The organism is Streptomyces sp. CC0208 (assembly GCF_003443735.1).
GTDB lineage: Bacteria > Actinomycetota > Actinomycetes > Streptomycetales > Streptomycetaceae > Streptomyces > Streptomyces sviceus.
This window is the reverse complement of sequence record NZ_CP031969.1, coordinates 7,820,132-7,844,792: the sequence shown is the minus strand read 5'-3', so window position 1 is coordinate 7,844,792 and position 24,661 is coordinate 7,820,132. Positions and strand designations below refer to the sequence as shown.

The following is a 24,661-nucleotide window of genomic DNA, read 5'->3' as shown; positions in this document are numbered from 1 at the left end:
CCACACCCCGTTCGGGAACCGGCGTCAGCCGACCTCGGAAACCGGCTCCCTGGGGGACTCCGCCGGCACGGGTTCGTCCTTCTCGGTGGGCACGCTCTCGCCGCCCAGCACCTTCTTCGCCCGGTCGATGTCCAGCGCCCCTTCCCAGCGGGAGACCGCGAAGACCGCGACACAGTTGCCGAGCAGGTTCGTCACGACGCGCATCGAGTCCATGATGCGGTCCACGCCGAGGAGTAGGGCGACGGCACCGGCGGGGATCGCACCGAGCGAGGAGGCGGTGGCGGACAGGGCGAGGAAGGCGGAGCCGGGGATGCCCGCCATGCCCTTGCTGGTCAGCATCAGCACCAGGACCACGGTGATCTGCTGGCCCAGGCTGAGATCGACACCCACCGCCTGGGCGATGAACAGCGTGCCGATGGAGAGGTAGAGCGAGGCTCCGTCGAGGTTGAAGGAGTAGCCGGTGGGCAGCACCAGGCCCACGGCGTCGTCGCGTGCGCCGGCCCTGCGCAGCTTCTGCATCACGCGCGGCATGACGGACTCGGTGGACGCGGTGCCGAGCGCGAGCAGCATCTCCTCGCGGATGTAGCGCAGGAACTTCCAGAGGCTGAGCCCGGTGAGTGCCTTGAGCGCGACGGCGAGCAGCGCGATGAAGAGCGCGGCGGCCGCGTAGCACAGGATGATCAGCTTGGCGTAGGTCTCGATGACACCGAGGCCGTACTGGCCGATCAGGACGGCCATCGCACCGAACACCGCGATCGGCGCGAGGCGCATCACGAAGCCGACGACCGCGAAGATGATCTCCTGCGCCTGCTCGATGGCGGGCAATACCTGCGGCACCTTGGTGTGACCGAGGTGCAGCAGCGCGGCGCCCACCAGACAGGCCAGGATGAGCACCTGGAGGAGGGAGTTCTCGGCGAAGGCGCCGATGAAACTGGTGGGCAGCGCGTTGACGATGAACTCGGTCGTCGAGGGCAGGTGCCCGCCGCCCGTCTTGGCGTCGACCGCGGCGCTGTTGAGCGTGGCCGGGTCGACGTGCATGCCCGAGCCGGGCTGGACGAGGTTGGCGGCGAGCAGCCCGATGATCAGCGCGAGGGTGCTCGCGACCTCGAACCAGATCAGCGCCTTGAGACCGATCCGGCCGAACGCCTTCAGGTCACCGGCCTTGGCGATGCCGACGACGACCACACAGAACACGAGCGGCGAGATGATCGTCTTGATGAGCCGGGTGAAGCCGTCGCCGAGCGGCTGGAGGTCCGAGGCGAAGCCGGGCCACAGCTTTCCGACGAGGATGCCGAGCACGAGGGCGACGGCGACCTGCGTGAAGAGAGAGGTACGCAGTATGTGTGCGACGCGTCGCGGCAGGGACGGGACGGACGGCGGCACGGGCACTCCTTGAGCGACGGGGGACACGCAGAAGCCCGGGGAATACTTCTGCGATACGGAAAGCTGCTTCCGTGCCGATCACTCTGGAGGGACCGTTGATCACGCGCGAAACCGTCGCGTTTCAGCCAGGTAAATCACGCGGCCTGTGACGCATCGCACACAACTCCTGTCAGCAGCCGTCGTGTTCCCGGATCAGCACCCCCTGGGCGGTGCCGACGGACCGGTCGTAGCAGCCGGCCGAACCGCGGATCCGGTAGCGCTCGCTCGTCGTACCGACCGCGTGCCGCTGGTCGCGCGGGACGTTGATCGTGTACGTGGCATCGCCCGCGTAGGTGTCGTCGAGCCGGTACCACCCCGTGCGACGGCCCGCCCGGACCACTGTGACGTCGGCGCGGTCACCGAGGGTCAGCACGGTGCGCAGCCGGTCGCCCGCGCCGATGGTGGTCGTGCCGTCCATCGTGTACGTGCGGTGGGTTCGGGTGGTCCGGGCCGGGCCGCGGCCGTCGACGGTGACCGACTCGTCGTCCGTCCAGGTCGCCTTGAGCGCGTCGGGGTTCTCGCCGTCGGCCCAGCGGTGCGTGGAGGTGTTCGCCAGCGAGCGGCGGACGGTGGTGGTGACGCGGCCGTGCGAGGTGTCGACGTATCCGGCGACGGTGAGCCGGTGGTCACCCTCGGTGTCCACGCGGTGTTCCGCACCGGGCGTGTACGTCGAGGAGTCGGCGAGGTCGCCGCTCGTGTGCGTGGTGAGCTTCCCGGTCACCTGTGCACGCTTGGCGTCCTGCCAGACGAGGACGTTCACGGGGGTGCTCCAGCCGGGCTGCCCCTCGGGGACGCCGACGACCGTGACCTCCACGCGGTGCGCCCGCCCGTCGTTGAGAAGGCCGGCGAAGGGGGTCAGGTCGTATTCGATCGGCTTGATGTCGAGGGCGCGGGGGCCCGGGACGACGTACCAGAGAAAGGGATTGGACCAGCCACCGGTCCACACGGTCGGGAACGGAGCGGCGATCCCGGCGAGTCGGCCGTCGACCTTGATCTGCACCTCGCGGTAGGGGCCGTTGTCGGTCCGGCAGGAGTACGGCGCGTTCGACGGCACCGTCAGGTACCAGTACTCCTCACAACCGCCGCCGGAACCGGTGGCGTACACCTCGGCGACGATGCGTTCGCTGTTGCGCGGGGTGGTGAGGGCGTTGTCGTGGAGCGTCAGCACGCGGTCCGGCACCGGGGCGCCACGCCCCTCGTAGAAGGTGAGCGTGACCTTCACGTCGATGATCCCGGTGTACGTGTCGTCGACGACGTTTCCGATGAGCATCTCGACGTCGTGGCGGGCGCGGAAGGTGTCGCTGTAGCGCGTGACGTCCTTCCCGACGGACCACTCGATGCCGTCGGGCGAGGGCTGCGGCGTGGACGTACGGAAGATCTCGACCCCGCCCAGGTGCAGATATCCGAGTCGGTCGAACTGCCGGCCCTTGACCTTGCCGTCCATGCGCAGCACGACCTTGCTCCAGCGGTCGCCGCAGCCCTCGGGCGGGGTGTAGGTGCCGGTGTACGGGGTGAAGTCGCGGAACTGCGCTTCGGCGAGCGTGACCTGGCAGGACTTGCCCGAGGGTCTGGTGACGGGCGGGGCGGCGGTGACGGGGTCGTGCCAGTCGCTGCCGAACTCGGCGGGGACGTCGGCCGATGCGGCGGTGGCGGACTGGGCCTGCGCGGACTGCGCCTGGGCGGACTGGGCGGGTGCGGCTCCGAGCAGGGTGCCCGCCAGGAGGGTCGCTCCCGCGAGCATGGACATGACGATCCGTCTCTTCATGGCCGTGTTCTACGGCGAGTTGGCCATCTCCCGCAATGACGCCTCCCCCATGAGCCTCAGGCCTTCAGGTCCGCCCTGTCCCCCATCACCACCACGGGATGCCGGTCCGGATCGAGCGTGCGCAGCAGATACCTCATCGCCGGCCTGGCCACGCTGACGCACGCCGACGTACCACTGCCGTGGTCCATGTGCAGCCAGATGCCACCGCCCTCGGAGTAACCCCGGGGCCGGGTCTGGTTGTTCGGCGGGGTGCCCTCGACCCGGTTGTAGTCGATCGCGATGACGTAGTCGAAGTCGTGCCAGTAGGACCTGGGCCACCAGCGCGGGGCCGCCATGGCGGCGGACCTCGTGTACGGCAGCCGGGCCCCGGGGTCCGGGAGCACGCCGCCCGCGTCGCTCAGCGTGAACACGCCGACGGGGCTGCGCCGGTCGCCCTCGCGGTGATCGGTGGTCCAGCCCTTCTTGCCGTTGTGCGCGGGCCAGTCGCGGACCCGGTCCCAGCCGGAACCGTGCCTGGTGTAGAGCACGACGGTGGCGTCCGGGGAGTCCTTGCCGTCACCGTAGACCGCGACGACCTGGCGGGAGGCCGCGGGGATGCGGCGCTGGAGGCGGTCGCCGACATCGGGGATACGGGTCGGTCGGCCCGCCGGTTTGTCGGCGGACCGGCCCTCGGCCCGGGTGTGAAAGCCGCCCGGGTGGGCCGGTCCCGGCCCACCGCAGCCCCCCAGGGGGATCAGCAGTGCTCCCAGGACCGTCGTCGTGACCACGGCACGCCGTGCGCCTGCGCCTCGCATCGCTCCATGGTCGCACCACGGTCCGGGGCAGGCCGAAGCGGAAAGCGCGGCCGACTCCGTTCCGGGCGGCGGAAAACCTGTTGCCTCCGACCACGCTCTGCCGCGAACCTTTCACGGTTTGCAGCCGCCGTGTGCGGCTCCCTCCCATCCCCCTGACACGAGCCACTGGGACGTCACACGTCATGCAGATCCAAGACCTTCCGTATCCCGACCCGGGAGTGCCCGACGCGCGCTCGGGTCCCCGGTTCCTGTGGTGGCTCTTCAGGAACCAACTGGGCGGACAGCTCAAGTCACTGGCCTGGGGACTGCTGCACTTCCTCGCCGTCTCCGCGCTGCCCTTCTGCGTCGGCGTGGCCATCCAGGCGGTCGTCGACCACTCCGGCCGCCGACTCGCCCTCGCGGGCGGCCTGCTGGCGCTGTGCTGCGCCGGCAGCGCGCTCGGCGACACCTTCCTGCACCGCACCGCCGTCACCAACTGGATCACGGCCGCCGCACGCGTGCAGCAGCTGCTGGCCCACAAGGCCGCGAACCTGGGCTCGGCGCTGACCCGGCGGGTCGCGGCGGGCGAGGTCGTGGCCGTCTCCACCGGCGACGTCGAGAAGATCGGCTGGTTCGTGGAGGCCTGGTCCCGGTTCACCGCGGCGGCGGTCACCGTCGTCGTGGTCTGCGCCGGCCTGGTGGTCTACCAGCCGGCCCTCGGCGGGGTGGTCGCCGTGGGGCTGCCGGTCCTGGCTCTCGCGGCACTGCCGCTGCTGCCCCGCGCGACCCGCCGCGCCGACTTCCAGCGCGAGAAGGCCGGTCGCGCCACCGAACTGGCCTCCGACACCGTCGCCGGTCTGCGGGTGCTGCGCGGCATCGGCGGCGAGGAGCTCTTCCTCGACCGCTACCGCAGGGCCTCCCAGGAGGTCCGCCACGCGGCCGTGCGCAGCGCCCGGATGTGGTCCCTGATCGCCGCGATCCAGGTGCTGCTGCCGGGGCTGCTGCTGATCGCGGTCGTCTGGTACGGCGTCCATCTGGCCCGGCAGGGCCGCGTCGAGATCGGCGAACTGGTCGCCGTCTACAGCTCGGTCATGATCATGACCTATCCGCTGCGGCACTTCGAGGAGATCGCCATGGCGTACTCCTTCTCCCGCCCCTCGGCCACGCGGGCCGCCCAGGTGCTGTCGCTGGAGCGGGCCACCTCCGCCGAGGGCTCGCGGGACAGGGCGGGGGACGACCTGCCGGCCGGGGACCTGTACGACCCGGCCACCGGTCTGCTCGCCCCCTCCGGCCGGCTGACCGCGGTGGTGTGCGGCGACCCGGACACGGCGGGGCTGCTGGCCGAACGCCTCGGCGGGCACCCTTCGGAAGAGGGCACGTCGGTGCTGCTGGGCGGGGTGCCGCTGGACGAACTGCCGCTCGGCTCGGCGCGCACGGCGGTCCTGGTCCAGGACAAGGACCCGGTCCTGCTCTCCGGAACCCTGCGCGAACTGCTCGACGTGCCCGCCTCCGGAGACGTCGGTGCCGAGGAGGCGCTCGCGGCCGCCCAGTGCGCGGACGTGCTGGCGGCCCTGGTCCAGGGTTCCTTGGGCGCCGGGGACCCCATGGACGCGCGCATCACCGAACGCGGACGGTCCCTGTCGGGCGGCCAGCGCCAGCGGCTCGCCCTGGCCCGGTCCCTGTTCACCGATCCGGACGTGCTCGTCCTGGACGAACCGACCTCCGCCGTCGACTCGCACACCGAGGCACGGATCGCGCGAGGCGTGCGGGATCTGCGGGCCGGGCGCACGACCGTGGTGTTCACCTCGTCGCCGCTGCTCCTGGACCACGCCGACCGCGTGGTGCTGGTCCACGAGGGCGAGGTCGCGGCGGTCGGCGCGCACCGCGAACTGGTGCGCAAGGAGCCGCGGTACCGGGCGGTCGTCACCCGCGAGACGGACGAAGAGGCCGCGTCGGACAACGTACCGAACGGGCAGAACGTACTGATCGAGCAAGGCCCACTGAACGAACAAGACGTACCGCACGAACAACACGTACTGCACGAACAAGATGTACTGCACGCACTGGAAGAGATCGAGGAGAGCGCATGATCGGCGTGGCGCCACCGGCGTACGACCCGGCGGCACCGACGACGGCGAACACCCTGCCCGTCGGGGCCACCGCGACCGTACGCGCCTACGTGGCCGAACTGTTCCGTCGGCACCGCCGCGCCTTCGCGCTCCTCGTCGGTGTCAACACGGTCGCGGTGCTGGCCTCCATGGTCGGCCCCTGGCTCCTCGGCGACCTCGTCGAGCGAGTCTCGGACGGGACCCGGGAACTCCATCTGGAGCTGACGGCCGGACTGTTCGTGGGCGCACTGGTCGTCCAGGCCGTGTTCGTACGGCAGGTGCGGCTGCGCGGTGCGATGCTCGGCGAGCGCATGCTGGCCGACCTGCGCGAGGACTTCCTCGTACGGTCGGTCGGCCTGCCGCCGGGCGTCCTGGAGCGGGCCGGAACCGGCGACCTGCTGTCCCGGATCACGACGGACATCGACCGACTCGGCAACGCCATGCGCGAGGCCGTGCCCCAGCTGGCGATCGGCGTGGTGTGGGCTGCCCTGCTCCTCGGCGGGCTCGTGATCACCGCGCCGCCGCTGGCCGCCGCCGTACTGCTCGCCGTACCGGTGCTGGTGGTCGGCTGCCGCTGGTACTTCAAGCGGGCGCCCTCGGCCTACCGCGCGGAGGCCGCGGGATACGCCGCCGTGGCCGCCGCGCTCGCGGAGACCGTGGACGCCGGACGCACCGTGGAGGCACACCGGCTGAGCGCGCGTCGCATCGAGCTGTCGGAGCGGCGGATCAAGGAGTGGACGGCCTGGGAGCGGTACACGCTGTGGCTGCGGTCGGTGCTCTTCCCGTGCATCAACGTCAGCCACGTGATGATCCTTGCGTCGGTGCTGATGATCGGCGGGGTGTTCGTCCTCCACGGCTGGATCGGGGTCGGCCAGCTGACGACGGGCGCGCTGATCGCGCAGATGCTGGTCGATCCGGTCGGGCTGATCCTGCGCTGGTACGACGAGCTTCAGGTGGCCCAGGTGTCGCTGGCCCGGCTGGTCGGGGTCCGGGACGTCGAGTCGGCCGTCGGAGACGCGGGGCTCGCCCCCGACGGGCGGGACGTGCACGCGGACCAGGTGCGCTTCGGGTACCTGGAAGGAGTGGACGTCCTGCGGGAGGTGTCCCTGAAGGTCGCGCCCGGCACCAGGGTGGCGCTGGTCGGACCCTCGGGCGCCGGCAAGTCCACCCTGGGCAGGCTGCTGGCCGGCATCTACGCGCCCCGGGACGGCCGGATCACCCTCGGCGGGGCCGAGCTGTCCCGGATGTCCGCCGAACGGGTCCGTGAGCACGTGGCCCTCGTCAACCAGGAGCACCACGTCTTCGTGGGCTCCCTGCGCGACAACCTCCTGCTCGCCCGGACGGACGCCACGGACGCCGAGCTCTGGGCGGCCCTCGGCGCGGTCGACGCGGACGGATGGGCGCGGGCGCTGGACGACGGCCTCGACACCGAGGTCGGCTCGGGCGGACTGACCGTCACTCCGGCCCAGGCCCAGCAGGTCGCACTGGCCCGGCTGGTACTGGCCGACCCGCACACGCTGGTCCTGGACGAGGCGACGTCGCTGCTGGATCCCCGGGCGGCCCGTCACCTGGAACGCTCCCTGGCCCGTGTCCTCGACGGCCGCACCGTGGTCGCCATCGCCCACCGCCTGCACACCGCCCACGACGCGGACGTCATCGCCGTCGTCGAGAGCGGCCGCATCAGCGAACTGGGCAGCCACGACGAGCTGGTCGCGGCGGACGGGGCGTATGCGGCGCTGTGGAGGTCTTGGCACGGGTGAGGGGTGAGGGGCACCGGGTGAGGGGTGCCGGGTGAGGGGTGCCGGGTGACGGGGGCAGCGAGTACCGGAGGTCAAGGTCCCCTGCGGCTGGCGCCCCCGGCCTCCGTACACCCTGACAACACACCCCCGATCTCCAGACCCACCCCCGCTCCAGCCGACGCAGCGACCCCGTGGCGTTGCGCAGTCCCGAAAGGGGGTGGAAGGCTGGACAGCAGCACCGGCTCAGGGAGCGCACGCGGACGGCACGGTTCATCGGCGGGCGCGGCAGGTGCCCCGTCAGTCCGCGGCCCGCCCCGGGTCGCGAAAGGAACGGGTCCGTCCCCTTCACCTGGAGGTACCCGTGGACAGCTCCGACGGATGGGGAGACGACGTCTACCAGCCCGACGGCTCCGAGATCCAGGACGACGCGGGTCTGCTCGACGCGGAGGACACCCTGGAGGACGACGGAGTCGGCGATCCCCTCGACCGCGGCTGGTCCCCGCCGGAGCGGCCGTGGGCGGTGGAGCACAGCGGTGTGACGGCCGCGGAGCGCCGACAGGGCGAGACGCTGGACCAACGGCTCGCCGAGGAGACGCCCGATCTCGCGCCGTCCGACGGCGACGGCATCGGTGACTGCGACGGCTCCGACGGCGAGCTCCTGGACAACGAGGTCGGCGCGCTGCGTTCCGGCCGTCTCGTGGCCCCCGACGAAGGGGCTCACGAGGACGAGGAGAGCGCGCTGATCGCCACGGACGTGGGCATCGACGGTGCCGCGGCGTCCGCGGAGGAGGCCGCGATGCACATCGTCGACGAGGAGTCCCTGCCCGGCTGACCGTCGCTGCCGCCCGGCCCTCTCCACACCGCCCACCGACGTACCGCCCGTGCCGTATCCCGCGCCTCCCGAGGAGCAGCCATGCAGCAGGACAAGCACCCCGACTACCGCGAGGTCGTCTTCCGCGACCGCTCCGCCGGCTACGCCTTCCTGACCCGGTCCACCGCCACCAGCGACCAGACCATCGAGTGGGACGACGGCGAGACCTACCCGGTGGTGGACGTGGAGATCTCCTCCGAGAGCCACCCCTTCTACACCGGCAAGGCGCGGACGGTGGACTCGGAGGGACGGGTGGCCGCCTTCGAACGGCGCTACGGCGGCGGGACCGGTCAGGGCAGCTGACGGGGAACGCCGGCGCCCCGGACTCAGATGAAGTTGAGGGCCGCCGCGCAGCCCACGCCCCCGAGCAGCATGAAGGCCGGCATCAGCACCTTCAGCTCGACCCAGCTGCCCGCCCGGAAGCGCATGATCTTCGGCGGGCCGATCGGGTACCAGCGCTTGCGGCCCACCGGGATCGGCCACAGGATCGGGCAGCCGGAAACCGTCAGCGCGTCCCCGATGTCGTGCACGAGCGCGCCCAGCACGACCGGCAGTCCCAGCCACAGGTACTCCTGGCCCGGCTGCGTGAACAGCCAGTCCGAACCGTTGCCCGGCTTGTCCAGCACGCCCGCGATGATCCACGCGCTGGTAGCCGCCAGCAGCCAGACCAGGACGTCGGCGCTGGAGCCCCGGGTCGCCCGCCACAGCAGGCCCTCGATGGCCAGCACCATGTGCACGAACAGGATCGCCAGCACCGCCCAGCGTCCCCCGGTGATCGCCGCCACCGAGCAGCCCGCACCGATGAGTACGGCCCACAGCCAGGTATGGGTCAGGGTGCGGTGCCCGCCGGAGCGACGCGGGTCCCCCTGCTTCTTGGTGGCCTTGTAGACGGCGTACGAGAGTTTGTCGACGATCTCGCACAGGGCCCGTGAGATCGGCCCGAAGGCCCGCGAGATCGTGGCCGCCTTGTGGTCGAGGTCGGGTGCGAGCGCGGCACCCGCGCAGATCAGGGCTCCGGCCAGCAGTACGGGCCACGGCATGGTGTGCCCGGTGGCGGCGGCCGCCGCTCCTACGCCCAGCCAGGCCGCGGCGCCCGACAGTGAGTGTGCTGGTCCCATCATCGGCGTTGCCCGCCCCATTCCTCGTGTGCCACTGTCCAGTTGACCGGCTGTGCTGACGCTGCGTCGGCGACACAGCGTACTGGTCGTGATCATCGGACTCGCATCCGATTCCCCCATCGGGCGTCCGGGCAGGCAAGATGGGTGGGTGACCCTCATCGATCAGCTGCCGCCGACCGCCGACCCCGACGCCCTCTACGAAGCCTTCGAGTCGTGGGCCGAGGAACGCGGTCTCACGCTCTACTCCCATCAGGAGGAGGCGCTGATCGAGGTGGTCTCGGGGGCGAACGTGATCGTGTCGACGCCCACCGGCTCCGGCAAGAGCATGATCGCGGCGGGTGCGCACTTCGCCGCCCTCGCCCGTGACGAGGTCACCTTCTACACCGCGCCCATCAAGGCGCTCGTGTCGGAGAAGTTCTTCGAGCTGTGCAAGATGTTCGGCACGGAGAACGTCGGCATGCTGACCGGCGACGCCTCCGTCAACGCCGACGCCCCCGTCATCTGCTGCACCGCCGAGGTGCTGGCGTCGATCGCACTGCGCGACGGCAAGGGCGCGGACGTCGGCCAGGTCGTCATGGACGAGTTCCACTTCTACGCCGAGGCGGACCGCGGCTGGGCCTGGCAGATCCCGATCCTGGAGCTGCCCCAGGCGCAGTTCATCCTGATGTCGGCCACGCTCGGCGACGTCTCGATGTTCGAGAAGGACCTGACCCGGCGCACCGGCCGGCCGACGTCGGTGGTCCGCTCGGCGACCCGTCCCGTCCCGCTCTCCTACGAGTACAAGTTCACCCCGCTCACCGAGACCCTGACGGAACTGCTGGAGACCAAGCAGGCGCCGGTGTACATCGTGCACTTCACTCAGGCTCAGGCCGTGGAGCGGGCGCAGGCGCTGATGAGCATCAACATGTGCACGCGGGAGGAGAAGGACCAGATCGCCGACCTGATCGGCAACTTCCGCTTCACCACGAAGTTCGGTCGCAACCTCTCCCGTTACGTCCGGCACGGCATCGGCGTCCATCACGCCGGCATGCTGCCCAAGTACCGGCGGCTGGTGGAGAAGCTGGCGCAGGCCGGTCTGCTGAAGGTCATCTGCGGCACGGACACGCTCGGCGTCGGCGTCAACGTGCCCATTCGCACGGTGCTGTTCACGGCGCTGACCAAGTACGACGGCAACCGTGTCCGTACCCTGCGGGCCCGCGAGTTCCACCAGATCGCGGGCCGCGCGGGCCGGGCGGGCTACGACACGGCGGGCTTCGTCGTCGCCCAGGCTCCCGAGCACGTCATCGAGAACGAGAAGGCGCTCGCGAAGGCGGGCGACGACCCGAAGAAGCGCCGCAAGGTGGTGCGCAAGAAGGCGCCGGAGGGGTTCGTCGCCTGGTCGGAGAACACCTTCGAGAAGCTGATCGGCTCCGAGCCTGAGCCGCTGACGTCCCGTTTCCGGGTCACCCACACGATGCTGCTGTCGGTGATCGCCCGCCCCGGGAACGCCTTCGCGGCGATGCGGCACCTCCTGGAGGACAACCACGAGCCGCGCAAGCAGCAGCTGAAGCACATCCGGCGGGCGATCGCCATCTACCGCTCGCTGCTGGACGGCGGCATCGTCGAGAAGCTCGACGAGCCCGACGCCTCCGGCCGCATCGTCCGCCTCACCGTGGACCTCCAGCAGGACTTCGCGCTCAACCAGCCGCTGTCCACGTTCGCGCTCGCCGCGTTCGAGCTGCTCGACCCCGAATCGCCGTCCTACGCCCTGGACATGGTGTCCGTCGTGGAGTCCACGCTGGACGACCCCCGGCAGATCCTGGTGGCCCAGCTGAACAAGGCGAAGGGCGAGGCCGTGGCCGCGATGAAGGCGGACGGCGTCGAGTACGAGGAGCGCATGGAGCGCCTCCAGGACATCTCGTACCCGAAGCCCCTGGAGGAGCTGCTCTTCCACGCGTACGACACCTACCGCAAGAGCCACCCCTGGGTCGGCGACCATCCGCTCTCCCCGAAGTCCGTCATCCGTGACATGTACGAACGGGCTCTGACCTTCACGGAGTTGGTCTCCCTCTACGATCTCGCCCGCACCGAGGGCATCGTCCTGCGCTACCTCGCCAGCGCCTACAAGGCGCTCGACCACAACATCCCCGACGACCTGAAGTCCGAGGATCTGCAGGACCTGATCGAGTGGCTCGGCGAGACGGTCCGCCAGGTCGACTCCAGCCTGCTGGACGAGTGGGAGCAGCTCGCCAACCCGGAGGAGATGACCGCCGAGGAGGCCCAGGAGCGGGCCGACGAGGTCAAGCCCGTCACGGCCAACGCACGCGCTTTCCGTGTCCTGGTCCGCAACGCCCTGTTCCGCCGCGTCGAACTCGCCGCCCTCGACCAGGTCGAGGAGCTCGGCGAGATGGACGGCGAGGCAGGCTGGGACGCCGACGCGTGGGGCGAGGCGATGGACAAGTACTGGGACGAGTACGACGATCTCGGCACCGGCCCCGACGCCCGTGGGCCCAAGCTGCTGCGGATCGAGGAGGAGCCGCAGAACCGGCTGTGGCGCGTCCGGCAGACTTTCGCCGACCCGAACGGCGACCACGACTGGGGCATCAGCGCGGAGATCGATCTCGTCGCCTCCGACGCGGAGGGCCGTGCGGTCGTCCGGGTCACCGATGTCGGCCAGCTGTGAGCCCCAGGCCTGTTGTGAGCCCCAGGCTTGTTGTGAGCCCCAGGCCGGACGTGAGTCCCAGGCCGGACGTGAGTCCCAGGCCGGACGTGAGCCAAGGAGTGTCCCACCCATGACCAACCCGGCCGAGAGGCTCGTCGACCTGCTCGACCTGGAGCAGATCGAGGTCAACATCTTCCGTGGCCGAAGCCCGCACGAATCCCTCCAGCGGGTCTTCGGCGGCCAGGTCGCGGGCCAGGCGCTGGTGGCCGCCGCCCGCACCACGGACGGCGAGCGCCCGGTGCACTCGCTGCACGCGTACTTCCTGCGTCCGGGCCGCCCCGGGGTGCCGATCGTGTACCAGGTCGAGCGGGTGCGGGACGGACGGTCGTTCACGACGCGCCGGGTCACCGCCGTGCAGCAGGGCCGCACGATCTTCAATCTCACCGCCTCCTTTCACAAGCCTGAGGAAGGTCCCTTCGAGCACCAGCTGCCTCCTGCCCGCAAGGTCCCGGACCCGGAGTCCCTGCCGAATGTCGGGGACGAGATCCGGGAGCATCTGGGCAAGCTGCCCGAGCAGTTGGAGCGGATGGCACGCCGCCAGCCCTTCGACATCCGGTATGTGGACCGGCTGCGCTGGAGCGCCGAGGAGGTCAAGGACGCCGAGCCGCGCAGCGCGGTGTGGATGCGCGCGGTCGGGCCGCTCGGGGACGACCCGGTCGTGCACACCTGCGCGCTGACCTACGCGAGCGACATGACTCTCCTGGATGCCGTCCGCCTCCCGGTCCAGCCCTTGTGGGGCCCCCGGAGCTTCGACATCGCGTCGTTGGATCACGCCATGTGGTTCCACCGTCCCTTCCGCACGGACGAGTGGTTCCTGTACGACCAGGAGTCGCCGATCGCGACGGGTGGGCGCGGTCTGGCCCGTGGCCGGATCTACGACCAGGAGGGGCGTCTGCTGGTGTCCGTAGTCCAGGAGGGACTGTTCCGGCCGCTGTAGGTCAGGCGCTCCGGCCGCTGTCGGTCAGGCGCTTCTGCGGCGGAGCCAGCCCAGCAGCCCGCGGGGCGGCCCATGGGGTGCCGGCTCCTCCGGTGACGGGGCGGAAGGCGCCTGCCGGACCGCGGGGCGTGGGGCGGGCCGGAACCGTCGCGCGTCCTGAAGGACGCCGGTCAGTTCGGCCCTCAGCCAGGCGATCTCGGCCGGGTCGTCCGCCGTCATGATGTTCTCGATGAGGTGCGCGGCGGGCGAGCCCTGTGCCCCGTGGGCGGGTGGTCCCGGCCGGAACCGATGAAGGTGGGACCGCTCGTAGGGATCCGGGACGAGCTCCGCGATCTGGACCGGGTCGAGGAAGGCGGCGAGCGCTCCGGCGCTCTCCCACGGGTCCTCGGCCAGGCGCAGGAGGAATCCTCGGTGGCGGCCGCGCCAGTTGCGGGCGCGCAGGTCCACACCCTCGTCCAGCATGTCGCGCAAACCCTCGGGCATACGCCGGGCGGTCAGCAGCGGGGTGTTGTCCTGGACCCTCGTGAACTCCTCCAGTTCGTCGGCCAGATACAGCCACACGACGGCGCGGTACCGGTTCAGATAGAAGCGCACCGGCGAGAACAGGCCGAGGCGCGCCAGGCGGGTGAACCTGCCGGCGGAGATGCCCATGGCCTCCGCGCCCTCGGTGGTGCCCACGAGCCGTACGCGTTGACGCAGTGCCTCGGGAAAACCGCTCGTGGCCCGGAGCCGGTCGACCTCGGAACGCGTGACGCGTCGTCCCCCGCCCCCTTCGTCGGGCACCGTCCGGATCTGGCCCAGGTGGACAGCGAGGTCGAACTCGCTTCGCCTGAGGCCCAGTTCGCGCGCCGCACGGCTGGGTGTGTAGGCATTCCGCTGGAGTTGGGTGACGGTGCTGCTCGTCATGATCGCTCCCCCGTGGAGTCGTCGCTCACGCTGTGTGCGTTCGCTGTGACAGAAACCGTAGCCGGTGGGGCGCGAGCCGTGGCGAGCCTGTGGATAACTTCAACGGACCGGAGAACACGCAGGTCAGAGGTCTGTCGCCGGGCTCCGCTCGGGTCGGCGGGCGTCCACGTCGAGGTGCTCGCCGACCCGGTTGACGAGCAGGGTCATCTCGTACGCGATCCGGCCGAAGTCGGCGTCGGAGCCGCTGAGCACACACAGACAGCTGCCGGTGCCCGCCGCGGTGACGAACAGCACCGCGTCGTCGAACTCGATCATCGTCTGCCGTACGTTGCCCGCGCCGAAGTGGCGCCCCGAGCCCTTGGCCAGGCTGTGCAGTCCGGACGAGACGGCGGCGAGATGGTCCGCGTCCTCGCGGCGCAGTCCCGTGCTGGCGCCCGTCACCAGCCCGTCGTTGGACAGCACCAGCGCGTGCCGCACATGGTCGACTCGCTCGGTCAGATCGTCCAGCAGCCAGCCGAGCCCCTGCTTCTCCGGCATGTGTCCCGTCTCCCCGTGTGACGTCTCCTCCTGCCCGGAGGATCCCCCGGCAAGCCTTCCCCACGACCGTCAACGGGGCAAGGAGAATGGGGACATGGCGCAGAAGATGACCGATGAGGAATGGCGGGAGTTCGTCTCGCACGGCACCCGTACCGGCAAGTTGTCGACCGTCCGGGCCGACGGAAGTCCGCATGTGGCACCGATCTGGTTCGTGCTCGACGGCGACGACCTGGTGTTCAACACCGGGAAGGCGACCGTGAAGGGGCGCAATCTGGCGCGGGACGGGCGTGTCGCCCTGTGCGTGGACGACGACCGGCCGCCCTTCGACTATGTGGTGCTGCAGGGACGGGCCCGGATATCGGAGGATCTCGACGAGGTGCGGCACTGGGCCGGGCGGATCGGGGCGCGGTACATGGGCGAGGAACGGGCCGAGGAGTTCGGCGCCCGCAACGGCGTCCCCGGAGAACTCCTCGTCCGTGTGAAGATCGACAGAGTACTGGCGGAGAAGGCCGTCGCGGAGTGACGTGCCGGTGAGACGGCCGCACCCCTGCGTGGTCAGCCCACCGAGTCGAGCAGCCGGGCGGTGTGCATCCGCCCGGCGTACTCGACCAGCCGGATCAGCACCTCCTTGCCCGAGTCGCGGTCCCGTGCGTCGCACAGCACCACGGGTGTGCCCTGGTCGAGGTCGAGGGCACGCGAGACGTCCTGGGCGCCGAAGGACCGGGCACCGGCGAAGCAGTTGACGGCCACCACGAACGGGATGTGCCGGTGCTCGAAGTAGTCCACGGCCGGGAAGCAGTCCTCCAGGCGCCGGGTGTCCGCGAGGACGACGGCTCCCAGTGCCCCCTGCGACAACTCGTCCCACAGGAACCAGAAGCGGTCCTGGCCCGGGGTGCCGAAGAGGTAGAGCGACAGGCCGGAGCGGATGGTGATCCGTCCGAAGTCCATGGCGACCGTGGTGGTGACCTTCTGGTCCACACCGTCGGTGTCGTCCACCGACTGCCCTGCCTCGCTGAGCAGTTCCTCGGTGCGCAGCGGCCTGATCTCGCTGACCGCGCCCACCAGGGTGGTCTTGCCCACGCCGAACCCGCCGGCGACCAGTATCTTCAGCGCGAGGGCGGTCGTCTCGCCGCCCTGTGCGTCGGAGTTCTCGGAGACCATCGATCACTTCTCTCGGGAGGGCCGGCAACGGGCGGCGACGTCGGCGGTACGGGGTCGCGAAGGCAGCATCATGACAACTGGAGCTCCCCTTCGAGGGGTTGGACCACTTATTGCCCGGTTCTGAACGTTCATCTACAGCGCCCGGAGCCCTTCGATCACCTCACGCAGAATCCGTTCGTCAGGGAGCTGCGCGGGGGGCACCGGACGGCTGACGGTGACACAGCCGAGTTCCAGGAGGTCCCCCAGGAGCACCCTGACCACGCCCACGGGCAGGTCGGCGCCCGCGGAGAGTTCCGCCACGGATTGTGTCTCCGTGCGGCACAGGTCGATCAGAGCCCGGTGTTCCGGACCGAGCGCCGTGTCGTCACCGGCCCCGGGCGCGCCGAGGTCGAGGGTGACGAGGGCGATCAGATCGAAGCGCACCCCGGTGGGGCCGCCGGGTTTGGTGCGCCCGCCCGTCATCGCGTAGGGGCGGACGAGGGGCCCGGCCTCGCCGTCGTACCACTGGCTGCCCTGGTCGTACGGGACGCCCGCCATGTCCTCGGTCATCTGAGCCGACCGCCCTTCCCTCTCATCCGCCGGCAGGCGGCCGCGCGCCCACGCGCGGCGGCGTGTAGAGGTGCTCCCCGACGCGCTTGACCAGCCGTGCCATCTCGTAGGCGACCAGGCCTATGTCCGCGGTCACCGCGGTGAGGACGGCGAGACAGGAGCCGTCCCCCGCGGCGGCCACGAACAGGAAGCCGTCGTCCATCTCGACCATGGTCTGGCGCACTCCCCCGGCACCGAAGTGCCGGCCGGCGCCCTTGGCCAGACTGTGGAACCCGGAGGAGACCGCGGCGAGATGTTCCGCGTCCTCGCGGCGCAGGTCCGTCGAGGCGCCCACGGCGAGGCCGTCGTTGGAGAGCACCACGGCGTGCCGTACCTCACTCACGCGCAGCACCAGGTCGTCCAGCAGCCAGTCGAGTTCGCCGGACCTCCCCCACTCCCGGTTCCGTTCGAGCGGGGGGACCCCCATGTCGGCCCTCGTACTCGGGTCCTGGATCATCCTCGGTCTCCTTCGCTGCTGTCTCTGCCCGCTGGGGAATCTGGGGTGGCACCGCGTCCGGGCTGCCTGCCGCCGCCGCGGGCCCAGCCCTCGCGGTACGCCGCCATCCGCTCCCGCACGACCTCGGGCGTACGGTCGTCGTCGTCCCGGCGGGCGGCTGCCGGGGCCGGTTCCGCGGAGCGCTGCTCGCGCAGCTGGGGAGCGAGGCTCGCCTGCCGGACCCGGCGGGGAAGGTCCTCGGACTCCGCCGGTTCGTCGGGCGGCCGGTGCAGACGCAGGGCGGTGACTCCGGAGGGCGGTGTGTCGGCCGTTCCCCGGTCGGCCGCGGCTGTCAGGGGAGCCACCAGGGCGGGCCGCTCGGCCGCGGCGGGGACGGACTCCTGGTCCCGTTCGGTGGCGGCCACGCGCGCGTACTCGCGTTCCGTGCGCCGTTCCCGGTCCGCGGCCTGGGCGGGGGAACGTTCAGCCGCCTTGATGTGCAGCAGTGCCGTGGGCAGCAGGACGACGGCGGTGGTGCCGCCGTAGGGCGAGGTGCGCAGGTGCACCTTGATGCCGTGCCGGGCCGCGAGCCTGCTGACCACGAACAGGCCCAGCCGGTCGCTGTCGAACAGGTCGAGCGTCTCGGACTGTTCGATGCGGCGGTTGGCCTCCGTGAGTGTCTCCTTGCCCATGCCCAGTCCGCGGTCCTCGACCTCGACGGCGTAACCGTTGCCGACGGGCTCCCCGGTGACGCGCACGCGCGTGTGGGGTGGTGAGAACTGGGCGGCGTTCTCGATGATCTCGGCCAGCAGGTGGGTGAGGTCGGCGACCGCGGCGCCGACGACGGAGGCGTCGGGCAGCTGACGCACCTCCACGCGCGCGTAGTCCTCGACCTCGGAGACGGCCGCGCGGACCACGTTGGTCAGCGAGACCGGCATCCGCCAGGCGCGGCCGGGTGCCGCTCCGGAGAGGATGATCAGGCTCTCCGCGTGGCGGCGCATGCGGGTGGTGAGGTGGTCGAGCCGGAAGAGGTCGCTCAGTTCGTTCGGGTCGTCGGAGCGGCGTTCCATGCTGTCGAGCAGGCTCAGCTGGCGGTGGACGAGGACCTGGCTGCGGCGGGCGAGGTTGACGAAGACCCCGGAGATGCCGCTGGCGAGTTCGGCGCGCTCCACGGCGGCCCGCAGTGCGGCGCGGTGGACCGTGGTCAGGGCCTCGGCGACCTGGCCGGCCTCGTCCTCGGCGGGCGGTCCCGGCGGGGCCTCGGACCGGATGTCGATCTCGTCGCCGGCGCGCAGCCGCTCCATGGCCTCCGGGAGTTTGCGGCGGGCGATGTCCAGGGCGCTGTTGCGCAGGCTCACCAGCTCGATGACGAGCCCTCGTCCGATGCGCACGGAGATGACGAGCGACGCGGCGACGGCGATCAGGCCGAGCAGCACCGCGGCCCCGGCGGGGGTGAGCAGACCCCGGGTGAACGGGTCGGCGCGGTGGGCGACGCCGCTGCCCGCCGCCTGTTCGACGGTGCGCATGCCCTCCTGCACCCGCGCGTGTGCCGGCTGCCAGGTGGCCTCCGGTGTCGACTCGACCGCGCGGACGCCGGGGGCGGCGGCGAGGGTCCGGTCCTCGGCGGCGGTCACGGTGGCGTAGGCGCCGCTGCCTGCGACCTTCCGCCAGGCGGCGCGGTCGGAGCCACGCAGGTCGGCGGCGGCGCCCTCGACGAGGGCTCGACGGGTGTCGACGGCTCCGCTGAACAGCCGCAGCCGCTCTCCGGCGAGCACGCCTGCCAGCCGCGCGCTGGACAGCACGGCGTCCTCCTGGGCCAGCGACTCGCTCGCGCGGGAGAACTCCAGCAGCACACGCGCGTCGGAGCCGAGGTCGGCGTCCTGGATGCCGGTGAGGGCGCCGCCCACCGCGAAGGCGCCGGCGATGGTCCTGGTGTAGCTGCCGTACGTCTCGTCCCATCCGGCGCTGCGGTCGAGCACGGCGGCGCGCACGGGGCGCAATTGTTCGGCGCCGGTCACGAAGGCTTCGAGCCGCTGGGCGACACCGGGGGGCAGCTCTTCGCTGTCGGCGACCGTGTTGTCGTCGCCGAGCCGCAGCCGTGCCACGGCCCGGTCGGTGCGCACGGCGAGCTTGCGCAGGTCGTCGCTCTGTGCGGCGGACGGGTCGGTCGCGTAACGGACGGCGGCGGCACGTTCCGCCTGGAGCGCGGTCACGGTGTCGGCGACGGGAGAGCGGACGGCGCCGTCCACGCGCTGCAACTGCCGTAGCCGGGACACGTCCTGGGCGGTGCTGACCGTGGCGTACGCCCACAGGGCGAGCAGCGAGACCACGGGCACCATGAGCAGGCAGACGATCTTGGCGCGGACCGTGCGGGGGCGTATCCGCCAGTGGCCCGCGCGCGCGGGTATGTCGTCCGGGAGACCCACGGGGTCGTCCGGGCTTTCGTCGGCCGGTGGTCCGGCATGGGCGCGGCGCCCGCGCGCGGGTGTCTGGTGCGGCGTCTCGGCGCCGGCTGTGGGGGTCCTACGCGGTGTACGCATGGCCTCCTCGCTCGGGAGTGGGTCGGGGGCGTGTGGTCGGGCCGTCCGGGGCCCGGATCCGCCGCTAGGAGGCGACGTTCTCGACCGTGCGCTGGGCGGAGGCGGATGCCTCGCGCTCTCCTGTCGTGGGCGACAGCGCGACGAAGGCCGAGGTCAGGAACAGGTAGGAACCGAGTCCGACGGCGAGCGGGAAGATGAACTGCATCGCCGTCGCCCCGGGCAGGACCTCGCCGGAGGGCGAGACCCGCACGCTCACCGCGAACATCCCGGTGTAGTGCATGCTGCTGACCGCGGCGCCCATGATGAGGGAGGCGAGGGTGACGGCGACGGGCGACTTGATGTTGAGCGCCGCCCACAGGGCCGCTGTCGCCGCGACGACCGCGATGAGGACGGAGAGTCCGACCAGCACCGGGTCGTAGTGGACGGCGCCGTGCAGCCGTACGGCGGCCATGCCCAGGTAGTGCATGCTCGCCACGCCCAGGCCAGTGGTGAGGCCGCCCAGGAAGAGCGCGCGGACCCGGTCACGGCTGTAGCCGACCGCGAAGACGCCGGCGGAGACGACGACCATCGCGACCAGGAGGCTGGCGATGGTCAGTGGTACGTCGTAGCGGATGTCGGTACCGCTGACGCTGAAGCCGAGCATGGCCACGAAGTGCATGGTCCAGATGCCGGTCCCGATGGCCGTGGCCGCGGTGATGAGCCAGTTGCGGCGCGAACGTCCGGTGGCGCCGAGCGCGCGCATGGTGCAGCGCAGGCCGAGCGCGGCGCCGATACAGGCCATGACGTACGAGAGTGTGGGCGTCAGCCAGCCCAGGGCTGCGTGGTCCAGGTGTCCCATGGCCAAGGGACGCTAGTCGGGGCAGGGGCGCACAAAGAGGGCGCATTTCGAAAGGTGTTGAAATATGGCGCAGAGGTGTGTCTGAACGATCGCGGCACGCTCGAACATGCGCGCCGGGGCTTCATCCGTGTCGGTGAGGGATCATGCGGAACATGAGCGACGACCACACACACGTTCAGGAGTTCTTCTCGGCCCGCGCCGCCGACTGGGACAGCCGGTTCCCTGACGACGGTCCGGCCTACGCCGCCGCGGTCGCGGAGCTCGGGCTGCGCGAGGGCGACCGCGTCCTCGACGCGGGCTGCGGCACCGGACGGGCCCTGCCGCCCCTGCGGACGGCCGTGGGGCTCTCGGGAGTGGTCCTCGGAGCAGATCTGACCCCGGCCATGTTGCACGCAGCCGTACGCGCCGGACGGGACCGGGACGGACGGCTGCTGCTCACCGACGTGGCCGCGCTGCCGCTGCGCTCCCGGTCGCTCGACGCCGTCTTCGGAGCGGGCCTTATCTCCCACCTGCCCAGACCGGCCGAGAATCTGCGCGAGTTGGCCCGAGTGGTGCGGCCCGGCGGCGTCCTGGCCCTGTTCCATCCGATCGGAAGGGCCGCGCTCGCGGCGCGCCAGGGACGGCAGATCACCCCCGAGGACCTGCGCGCCGAGCCCAATCTCCGTCCCCTGCTGGCCGGTTCGGGGTGGCGCATGACGTCGTACGTCGACGAGGACGCCCGCTTCCTGGCCCTGGCTGTCCGCGAGGACTGAACGAGCTCACAGCCTGCCTGCGACCACCGCGGCGAAGGCGTCGGGGTGGTCGAACATGACGTTGTGCCCGGCACCGGGGACGGTCACCACGCGCACGCCTGCCGCCTCCAGCGTCGTACGCCCCTCCAGTTCGCCGCTGAGCTCGCCCTGGAGATACACGCGATCGATCGGCAGGCCTTCGAGGATGGCGCGCATCATGGGGGCCGATCCGCGCCTGAGCCCGGCCGCGCTGCGGTGCAGGGCGCGCGGGTCGGCCAGCCGCATGGTCGCTGCCCACAGGGGGCCGACCTTTTCGAGCACGCGCGCGTGGCCGCCCGCGACGAAGTCGTCCTCGTCGTAGGCGTCGATCCAGGTGCTGCCCGCCGTGGCCGGGGGCGCCGCGTCGAGGTTGGCCTCCGTGAGGACCAGCCGGGACACGAGCTCGGGCCTGCGGTGGGCGAGCACGAGCGCGACCGACCCGCCCATGCTGTGCGCGATCAGCTCGACACCGGTCAGACGCGCGGCGTCCAACGCGGTGGCCAGGGCGCCCGCGTGGTCCTCCAGCGTGTAACCGAAGTGCTCGGGACGGTCGCTGACGCCGTGTCCGGGCAGATCGACGAACAGGCTGCGCCTGCCCGCGAGTTCGGGCCGGGCCGCGATGTGCGCGTGATAGACGGCCGAGACCGCTCCCAGGCCGTGCACGTACACGCGTGCCGGTTCCTCACCGGGGATCTCTGTCCAGCGGATGCGGCTTCCCTTGTCGTCGAACTCGGCGTGCCTCATGTGCCCTCCCTCGGTGCGTCACGAAGGGACAATACATCGGTATCGATGTATTGCGAAGTCGAGGTAACGCAGTAGGGATGTACAGCGTCGATGCGGGAGAATGCGCGCATGCTGGAGCTCGCCATCCTCGGATTCCTCTACGACACCCCGCTGCACGGCTACGAACTGCGCAAACGCCTCACGGCGCTGGCGGGTCACGTACGCCCCGTGGCCGAGAGCACGCTGTACCCGGCCATCAAGCGGCTGGAGAAGGCGGGGTTGTTGGCGCGCGCGACGGAACCCGGTGCCGTGGCCGCGCCCCGCCATGTCCTGACGCTCACCGATGAAGGCCGTCAGGAGTTGCGCCGACGGCTCGCCGAACCGGCCGCGCGCGACGTCACCGACGAGAACCGGTGGTTCACGGTCCTCGCCTTCCTCCGGCACCTGGCCGACGCCGGCGCGCAGGCGGCCGTACTCCGGCGTCGGCTCGCTTTCCTGGAGGAGCCCGCGAGCTTCTTCTACGAGGGCGACCGCCCGCTGAGCGCCGAGGAGGTGGACGATCCCTTCCGGCGCGGGGTGCTGACCATCGCGCGCGCCACGTCCCGGGCCGAACTCAGCTGGCTGCGGGAGACGATCGCGTCGCTCGACGCGGCTTCCGCGTAGGCGCCCGGCCGCCGTCGAGGATCACGACGCACGCGACGGGCCCGAGTGCGCCCGTCACTGGGCCAGGGCTCCGGGCTCCTCCGGTGCCGCGGGCGGCTCGGTCGGTGTCGGCGCGGGTGGGCCGAAGAGGACGGCCCTGGCCACGGGCGGAGCGAACAAGGCGGTGATGGGCTCGGAGAGGGTCAGGACCGCCCGGAAGGCCCGCCCCACGACAGGGTCGCCGGGGGCGCGCTCCTGGACGCGGCTCAGGTACCACCCCGCGACCTGGTCCGCGGGTCCACCGTCGACCGCGGTACCGACCGCACCCGGCATCTTGCGGTCCGCTCCCGCGGAGATGTCCCACGCGAGCCGGGACGCCGCGAGGAGCGCCTGCTGCACGCGCCGTGTCGTGGGCGTCCGGCGCCGGTCGGCCAGCGCGTCCCGCAGGGCGACCGCGCTCATCGCGGCGACGGCCATGCCCTGCCCGTAGATCGGGTTGAAGGTGCACAGCGCGTCGCCGGTGGCGAGGAATCCTGCCGGACGGCCGGGGAGGTCGTGGCGGCGGCGGATGTTCGCGGTCCGTCGGTGGCCGAACGCCGGGGAGAGCGGTTCGGCCTCGGCCAGCCACCGGTGCAGGGGCGGATGCGGCAGCCTCTTGGCGTACGTCACGAACTCGTCGTCGCCCGTGGGAGGTTCGTCGCCGCGCAGGCCCGAGACGATCACCAGATGGCTGCCGTCCTCCAGGGGCAGCGCACCCCCGGCGTGCACCTGCTCGGGGTCGGGATAGGCGTAGTAGCCGCGGGTCTCGCCGTCGAGGGCGCCGTTGGTGCCGCGGTAGACGCGGGAGGCGTAGGCGAGTCCGGTGTCGATGGTCTCCTCGCGTGGGCGCTCGGCGCCGATCGCCGCGAGCCACTGAGGGGCCTTCGTGCCGCTGCCGGAGGCGTCGACCACCAGATCGGCCGCCAGGGGGCGGGACTCCGCGCGGGTGTCACCGGAGCGGTCCCGCACCAGCACGCCCCGCACGCGCGTGGCGTCACCGAGGAACCCGACGACGTCGGTCCCCTCCCGCACACTGATCACCGGGTTGGCGAGGACCCGCCGCCGCACCAGTTCCTCGAGCTGCGCGCGGGAGCCGGTGTAGATGTGCGTCGACGCCGGCACCCGCCGGAACCAACGGCCGCTCTGCCACAGCACCATGTCCGCCGGCATGCCCACGCGAGGCGCACCCGCCTCCCGCAGCTCCGCCAGGAACCCGGGCAGCAGTGACTCCAGGGCCGTCTGGCCGCCTTGGAGCAGGACGTGCGGGTGGCGGCCCTGCGGCACCCCCGGCCGCGGCTTGGCGCCGTCCGGGAACCGGTCGCGCTCGACGACGGTCACCCGGTCGGCGTGCCCGGCCAGGACGTGCGCCGCGAGAAGCCCTGCGAGGCTCCCGCCCACGACAACGGCGTGCCGTCCGTCCCCGCCGCCGTCTTCTCCCCGACGGCCTGTCTCTCCGGCAGAGTTCACCGAACCCCTCCCCCTGGTCGTCATGTCGCGAGACGACACGAGTATTCCCTCCCGCAAAGGAGGTTGACCGTTTTCCGGCCCTTCTGAGCAACTCGGGAACGTCCGCCTCGGGCCCGGCACGGGCGAGTGCACTGCGGTCCTCGCACCGACCGCCGCACTCCGGCCCTCTTCTGCCGTCGCGGCTCCGACTTTACGTTGAGTAGCAGAAGATGAACGTTCGCCAGGACCACGTCACACAGGGGGAAGGTGATCGGCATGTGGGCCAGGTTCCGCAGGTCCAGCGCCAGAGTCGTCGATGCACTGCGCACCGAGACACCCACCGGCCGGGAAGGCCGCGCGCACAATCTTTTCGAGGCCGCCGCCGCGTATGTCTCGGCCTATGCGGAGGACGACCAGGACCGGATCGACGAGGCGTCGGGCTGGGTGTCGCCGGAGGCACTGTCGTTCGGGGTCAACGAGCTGGCGTGCCGAGCTGTCATCGCCCTCGCGCGGGAGCGCGACGAGTCCCCGCGTACGGTGGCACGTGCGCTCCTCGGACTGCCGGCGGCCTGAGCGGCCGGCAAGAGTGGTCGATTCGCCC

Annotated in this window: 23 protein-coding genes; 10 read left to right on the top strand and 13 right to left on the bottom strand. The window is 71.3% G+C overall.

What is annotated here, in order from left to right; genetic code table 11:
- Positions 1 to 24: 24 nt before the first annotated feature.
- The 3 genes from D1369_RS36070 to D1369_RS36060 all read right to left on the bottom strand — a co-directional run bounded on the left by D1369_RS36070 (position 25) and on the right by D1369_RS36060 (position 3,981).
- Positions 25 to 1,383, bottom strand: a complete 1,359-nt coding sequence (locus tag D1369_RS36070) for a cation:dicarboxylase symporter family transporter (RefSeq protein WP_037899099.1) — start codon at positions 1,381 to 1,383, stop codon at positions 25 to 27.
- A gap of 169 nt (positions 1,384 to 1,552) precedes the next feature.
- Positions 1,553 to 3,187, bottom strand: coding sequence for a peptide-N4-asparagine amidase (locus tag D1369_RS36065; RefSeq protein ID WP_118082844.1), 1,635 nt, complete (start codon positions 3,185 to 3,187; stop codon positions 1,553 to 1,555).
- A 56-nt stretch (positions 3,188 to 3,243) separates the two neighbouring features.
- Positions 3,244 to 3,981, bottom strand: coding sequence for a hypothetical protein (locus D1369_RS36060; RefSeq protein WP_118082843.1), 738 nt, complete (start codon positions 3,979 to 3,981; stop codon positions 3,244 to 3,246).
- A 182-nt stretch (positions 3,982 to 4,163) separates the two neighbouring features.
- On the opposite strand from D1369_RS36060, the gene D1369_RS36055 reads away from it, so the two are divergent.
- The 4 genes from D1369_RS36055 to D1369_RS36040 all read left to right on the top strand — a co-directional run bounded on the left by D1369_RS36055 (position 4,164) and on the right by D1369_RS36040 (position 8,981).
- Positions 4,164 to 6,050, top strand: a complete 1,887-nt coding sequence (locus tag D1369_RS36055; RefSeq protein WP_118082842.1) for an ABC transporter ATP-binding protein — start codon at positions 4,164 to 4,166, stop codon at positions 6,048 to 6,050.
- Positions 6,047 to 7,828, top strand: a complete 1,782-nt coding sequence (locus D1369_RS36050; RefSeq protein WP_118082841.1) for an ABC transporter ATP-binding protein — start codon at positions 6,047 to 6,049, stop codon at positions 7,826 to 7,828. The genes D1369_RS36055 and D1369_RS36050 overlap by 4 nt, the downstream gene beginning before the upstream one ends.
- Before the next feature lie 340 nt (positions 7,829 to 8,168).
- Complete coding sequence (locus D1369_RS36045; protein ID WP_007380293.1) at positions 8,169 to 8,639, top strand: DUF5709 domain-containing protein; 471 nt, start codon at positions 8,169 to 8,171, stop codon at positions 8,637 to 8,639.
- A gap of 81 nt (positions 8,640 to 8,720) precedes the next feature.
- Complete coding sequence (locus tag D1369_RS36040; protein WP_007380294.1) at positions 8,721 to 8,981, top strand: type B 50S ribosomal protein L31; 261 nt, start codon at positions 8,721 to 8,723, stop codon at positions 8,979 to 8,981.
- Positions 8,982 to 9,004: 23 nt separating this feature from the next.
- Here the strand turns inward: D1369_RS36040 and D1369_RS36035 are convergent, their stop codons facing one another.
- Positions 9,005 to 9,799, bottom strand: a complete 795-nt coding sequence (locus tag D1369_RS36035; protein ID WP_007380295.1) for a metal-dependent hydrolase — start codon at positions 9,797 to 9,799, stop codon at positions 9,005 to 9,007.
- A gap of 145 nt (positions 9,800 to 9,944) precedes the next feature.
- On the opposite strand from D1369_RS36035, the gene D1369_RS36030 reads away from it, so the two are divergent.
- Together D1369_RS36030 and D1369_RS36025 are read left to right on the top strand one after the other, a co-directional pair.
- Positions 9,945 to 12,458 carry a DEAD/DEAH box helicase gene (locus tag D1369_RS36030; protein ID WP_037899100.1) on the top strand — a complete coding sequence of 838 codons (2,514 nt, stop codon included), beginning with the start codon at positions 9,945 to 9,947 and terminating at the stop codon, positions 12,456 to 12,458.
- 109 nt (positions 12,459 to 12,567) lie between these two features.
- Entirely contained in the window at positions 12,568 to 13,434 is an 867-nt protein-coding gene (locus D1369_RS36025; RefSeq protein ID WP_007380297.1) for an acyl-CoA thioesterase II, read from the top strand.
- Between the two features lie 24 nt (positions 13,435 to 13,458).
- On the opposite strand, the gene D1369_RS36020 is transcribed toward D1369_RS36025, so the two are convergent.
- Positions 13,459 to 14,340: a DUF6397 family protein gene (locus D1369_RS36020; protein ID WP_007380298.1), complete on the bottom strand. Its 882-nt coding sequence runs from the start codon at positions 14,338 to 14,340 to the stop codon at positions 13,459 to 13,461.
- A 123-nt stretch (positions 14,341 to 14,463) separates the two neighbouring features.
- The gene (locus D1369_RS36015; protein WP_007380299.1) at positions 14,464 to 14,877 is read right to left on the bottom strand and encodes a roadblock/LC7 domain-containing protein; all 414 of its coding nucleotides are present in this window, start codon (positions 14,875 to 14,877) and stop codon (positions 14,464 to 14,466) included.
- Between the two features lie 94 nt (positions 14,878 to 14,971).
- Here D1369_RS36015 and D1369_RS36010 point away from each other — a divergent pair, with 94 nt between their 5' ends.
- Entirely contained in the window at positions 14,972 to 15,400 is a 429-nt protein-coding gene (locus tag D1369_RS36010) for a PPOX class F420-dependent oxidoreductase (protein ID WP_007380300.1), read from the top strand.
- Between the two features lie 32 nt (positions 15,401 to 15,432).
- On the opposite strand, the gene D1369_RS36005 is transcribed toward D1369_RS36010, so the two are convergent.
- The 5 genes from D1369_RS36005 to D1369_RS35985 all read right to left on the bottom strand — a co-directional run bounded on the left by D1369_RS36005 (position 15,433) and on the right by D1369_RS35985 (position 20,440).
- Positions 15,433 to 16,038 (bottom strand): ATP/GTP-binding protein, encoded by a 606-nt coding sequence (locus D1369_RS36005; protein WP_007380301.1) that lies wholly within the window; start codon positions 16,036 to 16,038, stop codon positions 15,433 to 15,435.
- Between the two features lie 132 nt (positions 16,039 to 16,170).
- Positions 16,171 to 16,587, bottom strand: coding sequence for a DUF742 domain-containing protein (locus tag D1369_RS36000; protein ID WP_007380302.1), 417 nt, complete (start codon positions 16,585 to 16,587; stop codon positions 16,171 to 16,173).
- Between the two features lie 22 nt (positions 16,588 to 16,609).
- Positions 16,610 to 17,053: a roadblock/LC7 domain-containing protein gene (locus tag D1369_RS35995; RefSeq protein WP_086023243.1), complete on the bottom strand. Its 444-nt coding sequence runs from the start codon at positions 17,051 to 17,053 to the stop codon at positions 16,610 to 16,612.
- Positions 17,054 to 17,079: 26 nt separating this feature from the next.
- Positions 17,080 to 19,602 (bottom strand): nitrate- and nitrite sensing domain-containing protein, encoded by a 2,523-nt coding sequence (locus D1369_RS35990; protein ID WP_007380304.1) that lies wholly within the window; start codon positions 19,600 to 19,602, stop codon positions 17,080 to 17,082.
- A 64-nt stretch (positions 19,603 to 19,666) separates the two neighbouring features.
- On the bottom strand, positions 19,667 to 20,440 hold the full coding sequence (locus tag D1369_RS35985; RefSeq protein ID WP_007380305.1) for an MHYT domain-containing protein: 774 nt from the start codon (positions 20,438 to 20,440) through the stop codon (positions 19,667 to 19,669).
- A 152-nt stretch (positions 20,441 to 20,592) separates the two neighbouring features.
- Between D1369_RS35985 and D1369_RS35980 the strand changes: the two genes are divergently transcribed.
- Positions 20,593 to 21,192 (top strand): class I SAM-dependent methyltransferase, encoded by a 600-nt coding sequence (locus D1369_RS35980; protein WP_007380306.1) that lies wholly within the window; start codon positions 20,593 to 20,595, stop codon positions 21,190 to 21,192.
- A gap of 6 nt (positions 21,193 to 21,198) precedes the next feature.
- Here D1369_RS35980 and D1369_RS35975 read toward each other — a convergent pair whose 3' ends face one another.
- A complete protein-coding gene (locus D1369_RS35975; RefSeq protein ID WP_007380307.1) occupies positions 21,199 to 21,954 on the bottom strand; it encodes an alpha/beta hydrolase in 756 nt (251 codons plus the stop codon).
- Positions 21,955 to 22,062: 108 nt separating this feature from the next.
- Between D1369_RS35975 and D1369_RS35970 the strand changes: the two genes are divergently transcribed.
- The gene (locus D1369_RS35970; RefSeq protein WP_007380308.1) at positions 22,063 to 22,596 is read left to right on the top strand and encodes a PadR family transcriptional regulator; all 534 of its coding nucleotides are present in this window, start codon (positions 22,063 to 22,065) and stop codon (positions 22,594 to 22,596) included.
- Positions 22,597 to 22,650: 54 nt separating this feature from the next.
- On the opposite strand, the gene D1369_RS35965 is transcribed toward D1369_RS35970, so the two are convergent.
- Positions 22,651 to 24,012 carry an FAD-dependent monooxygenase gene (locus D1369_RS35965; RefSeq protein ID WP_007380309.1) on the bottom strand — a complete coding sequence of 454 codons (1,362 nt, stop codon included), beginning with the start codon at positions 24,010 to 24,012 and terminating at the stop codon, positions 22,651 to 22,653.
- A 324-nt stretch (positions 24,013 to 24,336) separates the two neighbouring features.
- On the opposite strand from D1369_RS35965, the gene D1369_RS35960 reads away from it, so the two are divergent.
- Positions 24,337 to 24,633 (top strand): hypothetical protein, encoded by a 297-nt coding sequence (locus tag D1369_RS35960; RefSeq protein ID WP_037899101.1) that lies wholly within the window; start codon positions 24,337 to 24,339, stop codon positions 24,631 to 24,633.
- Positions 24,634 to 24,661 lie beyond the last annotated feature (28 nt).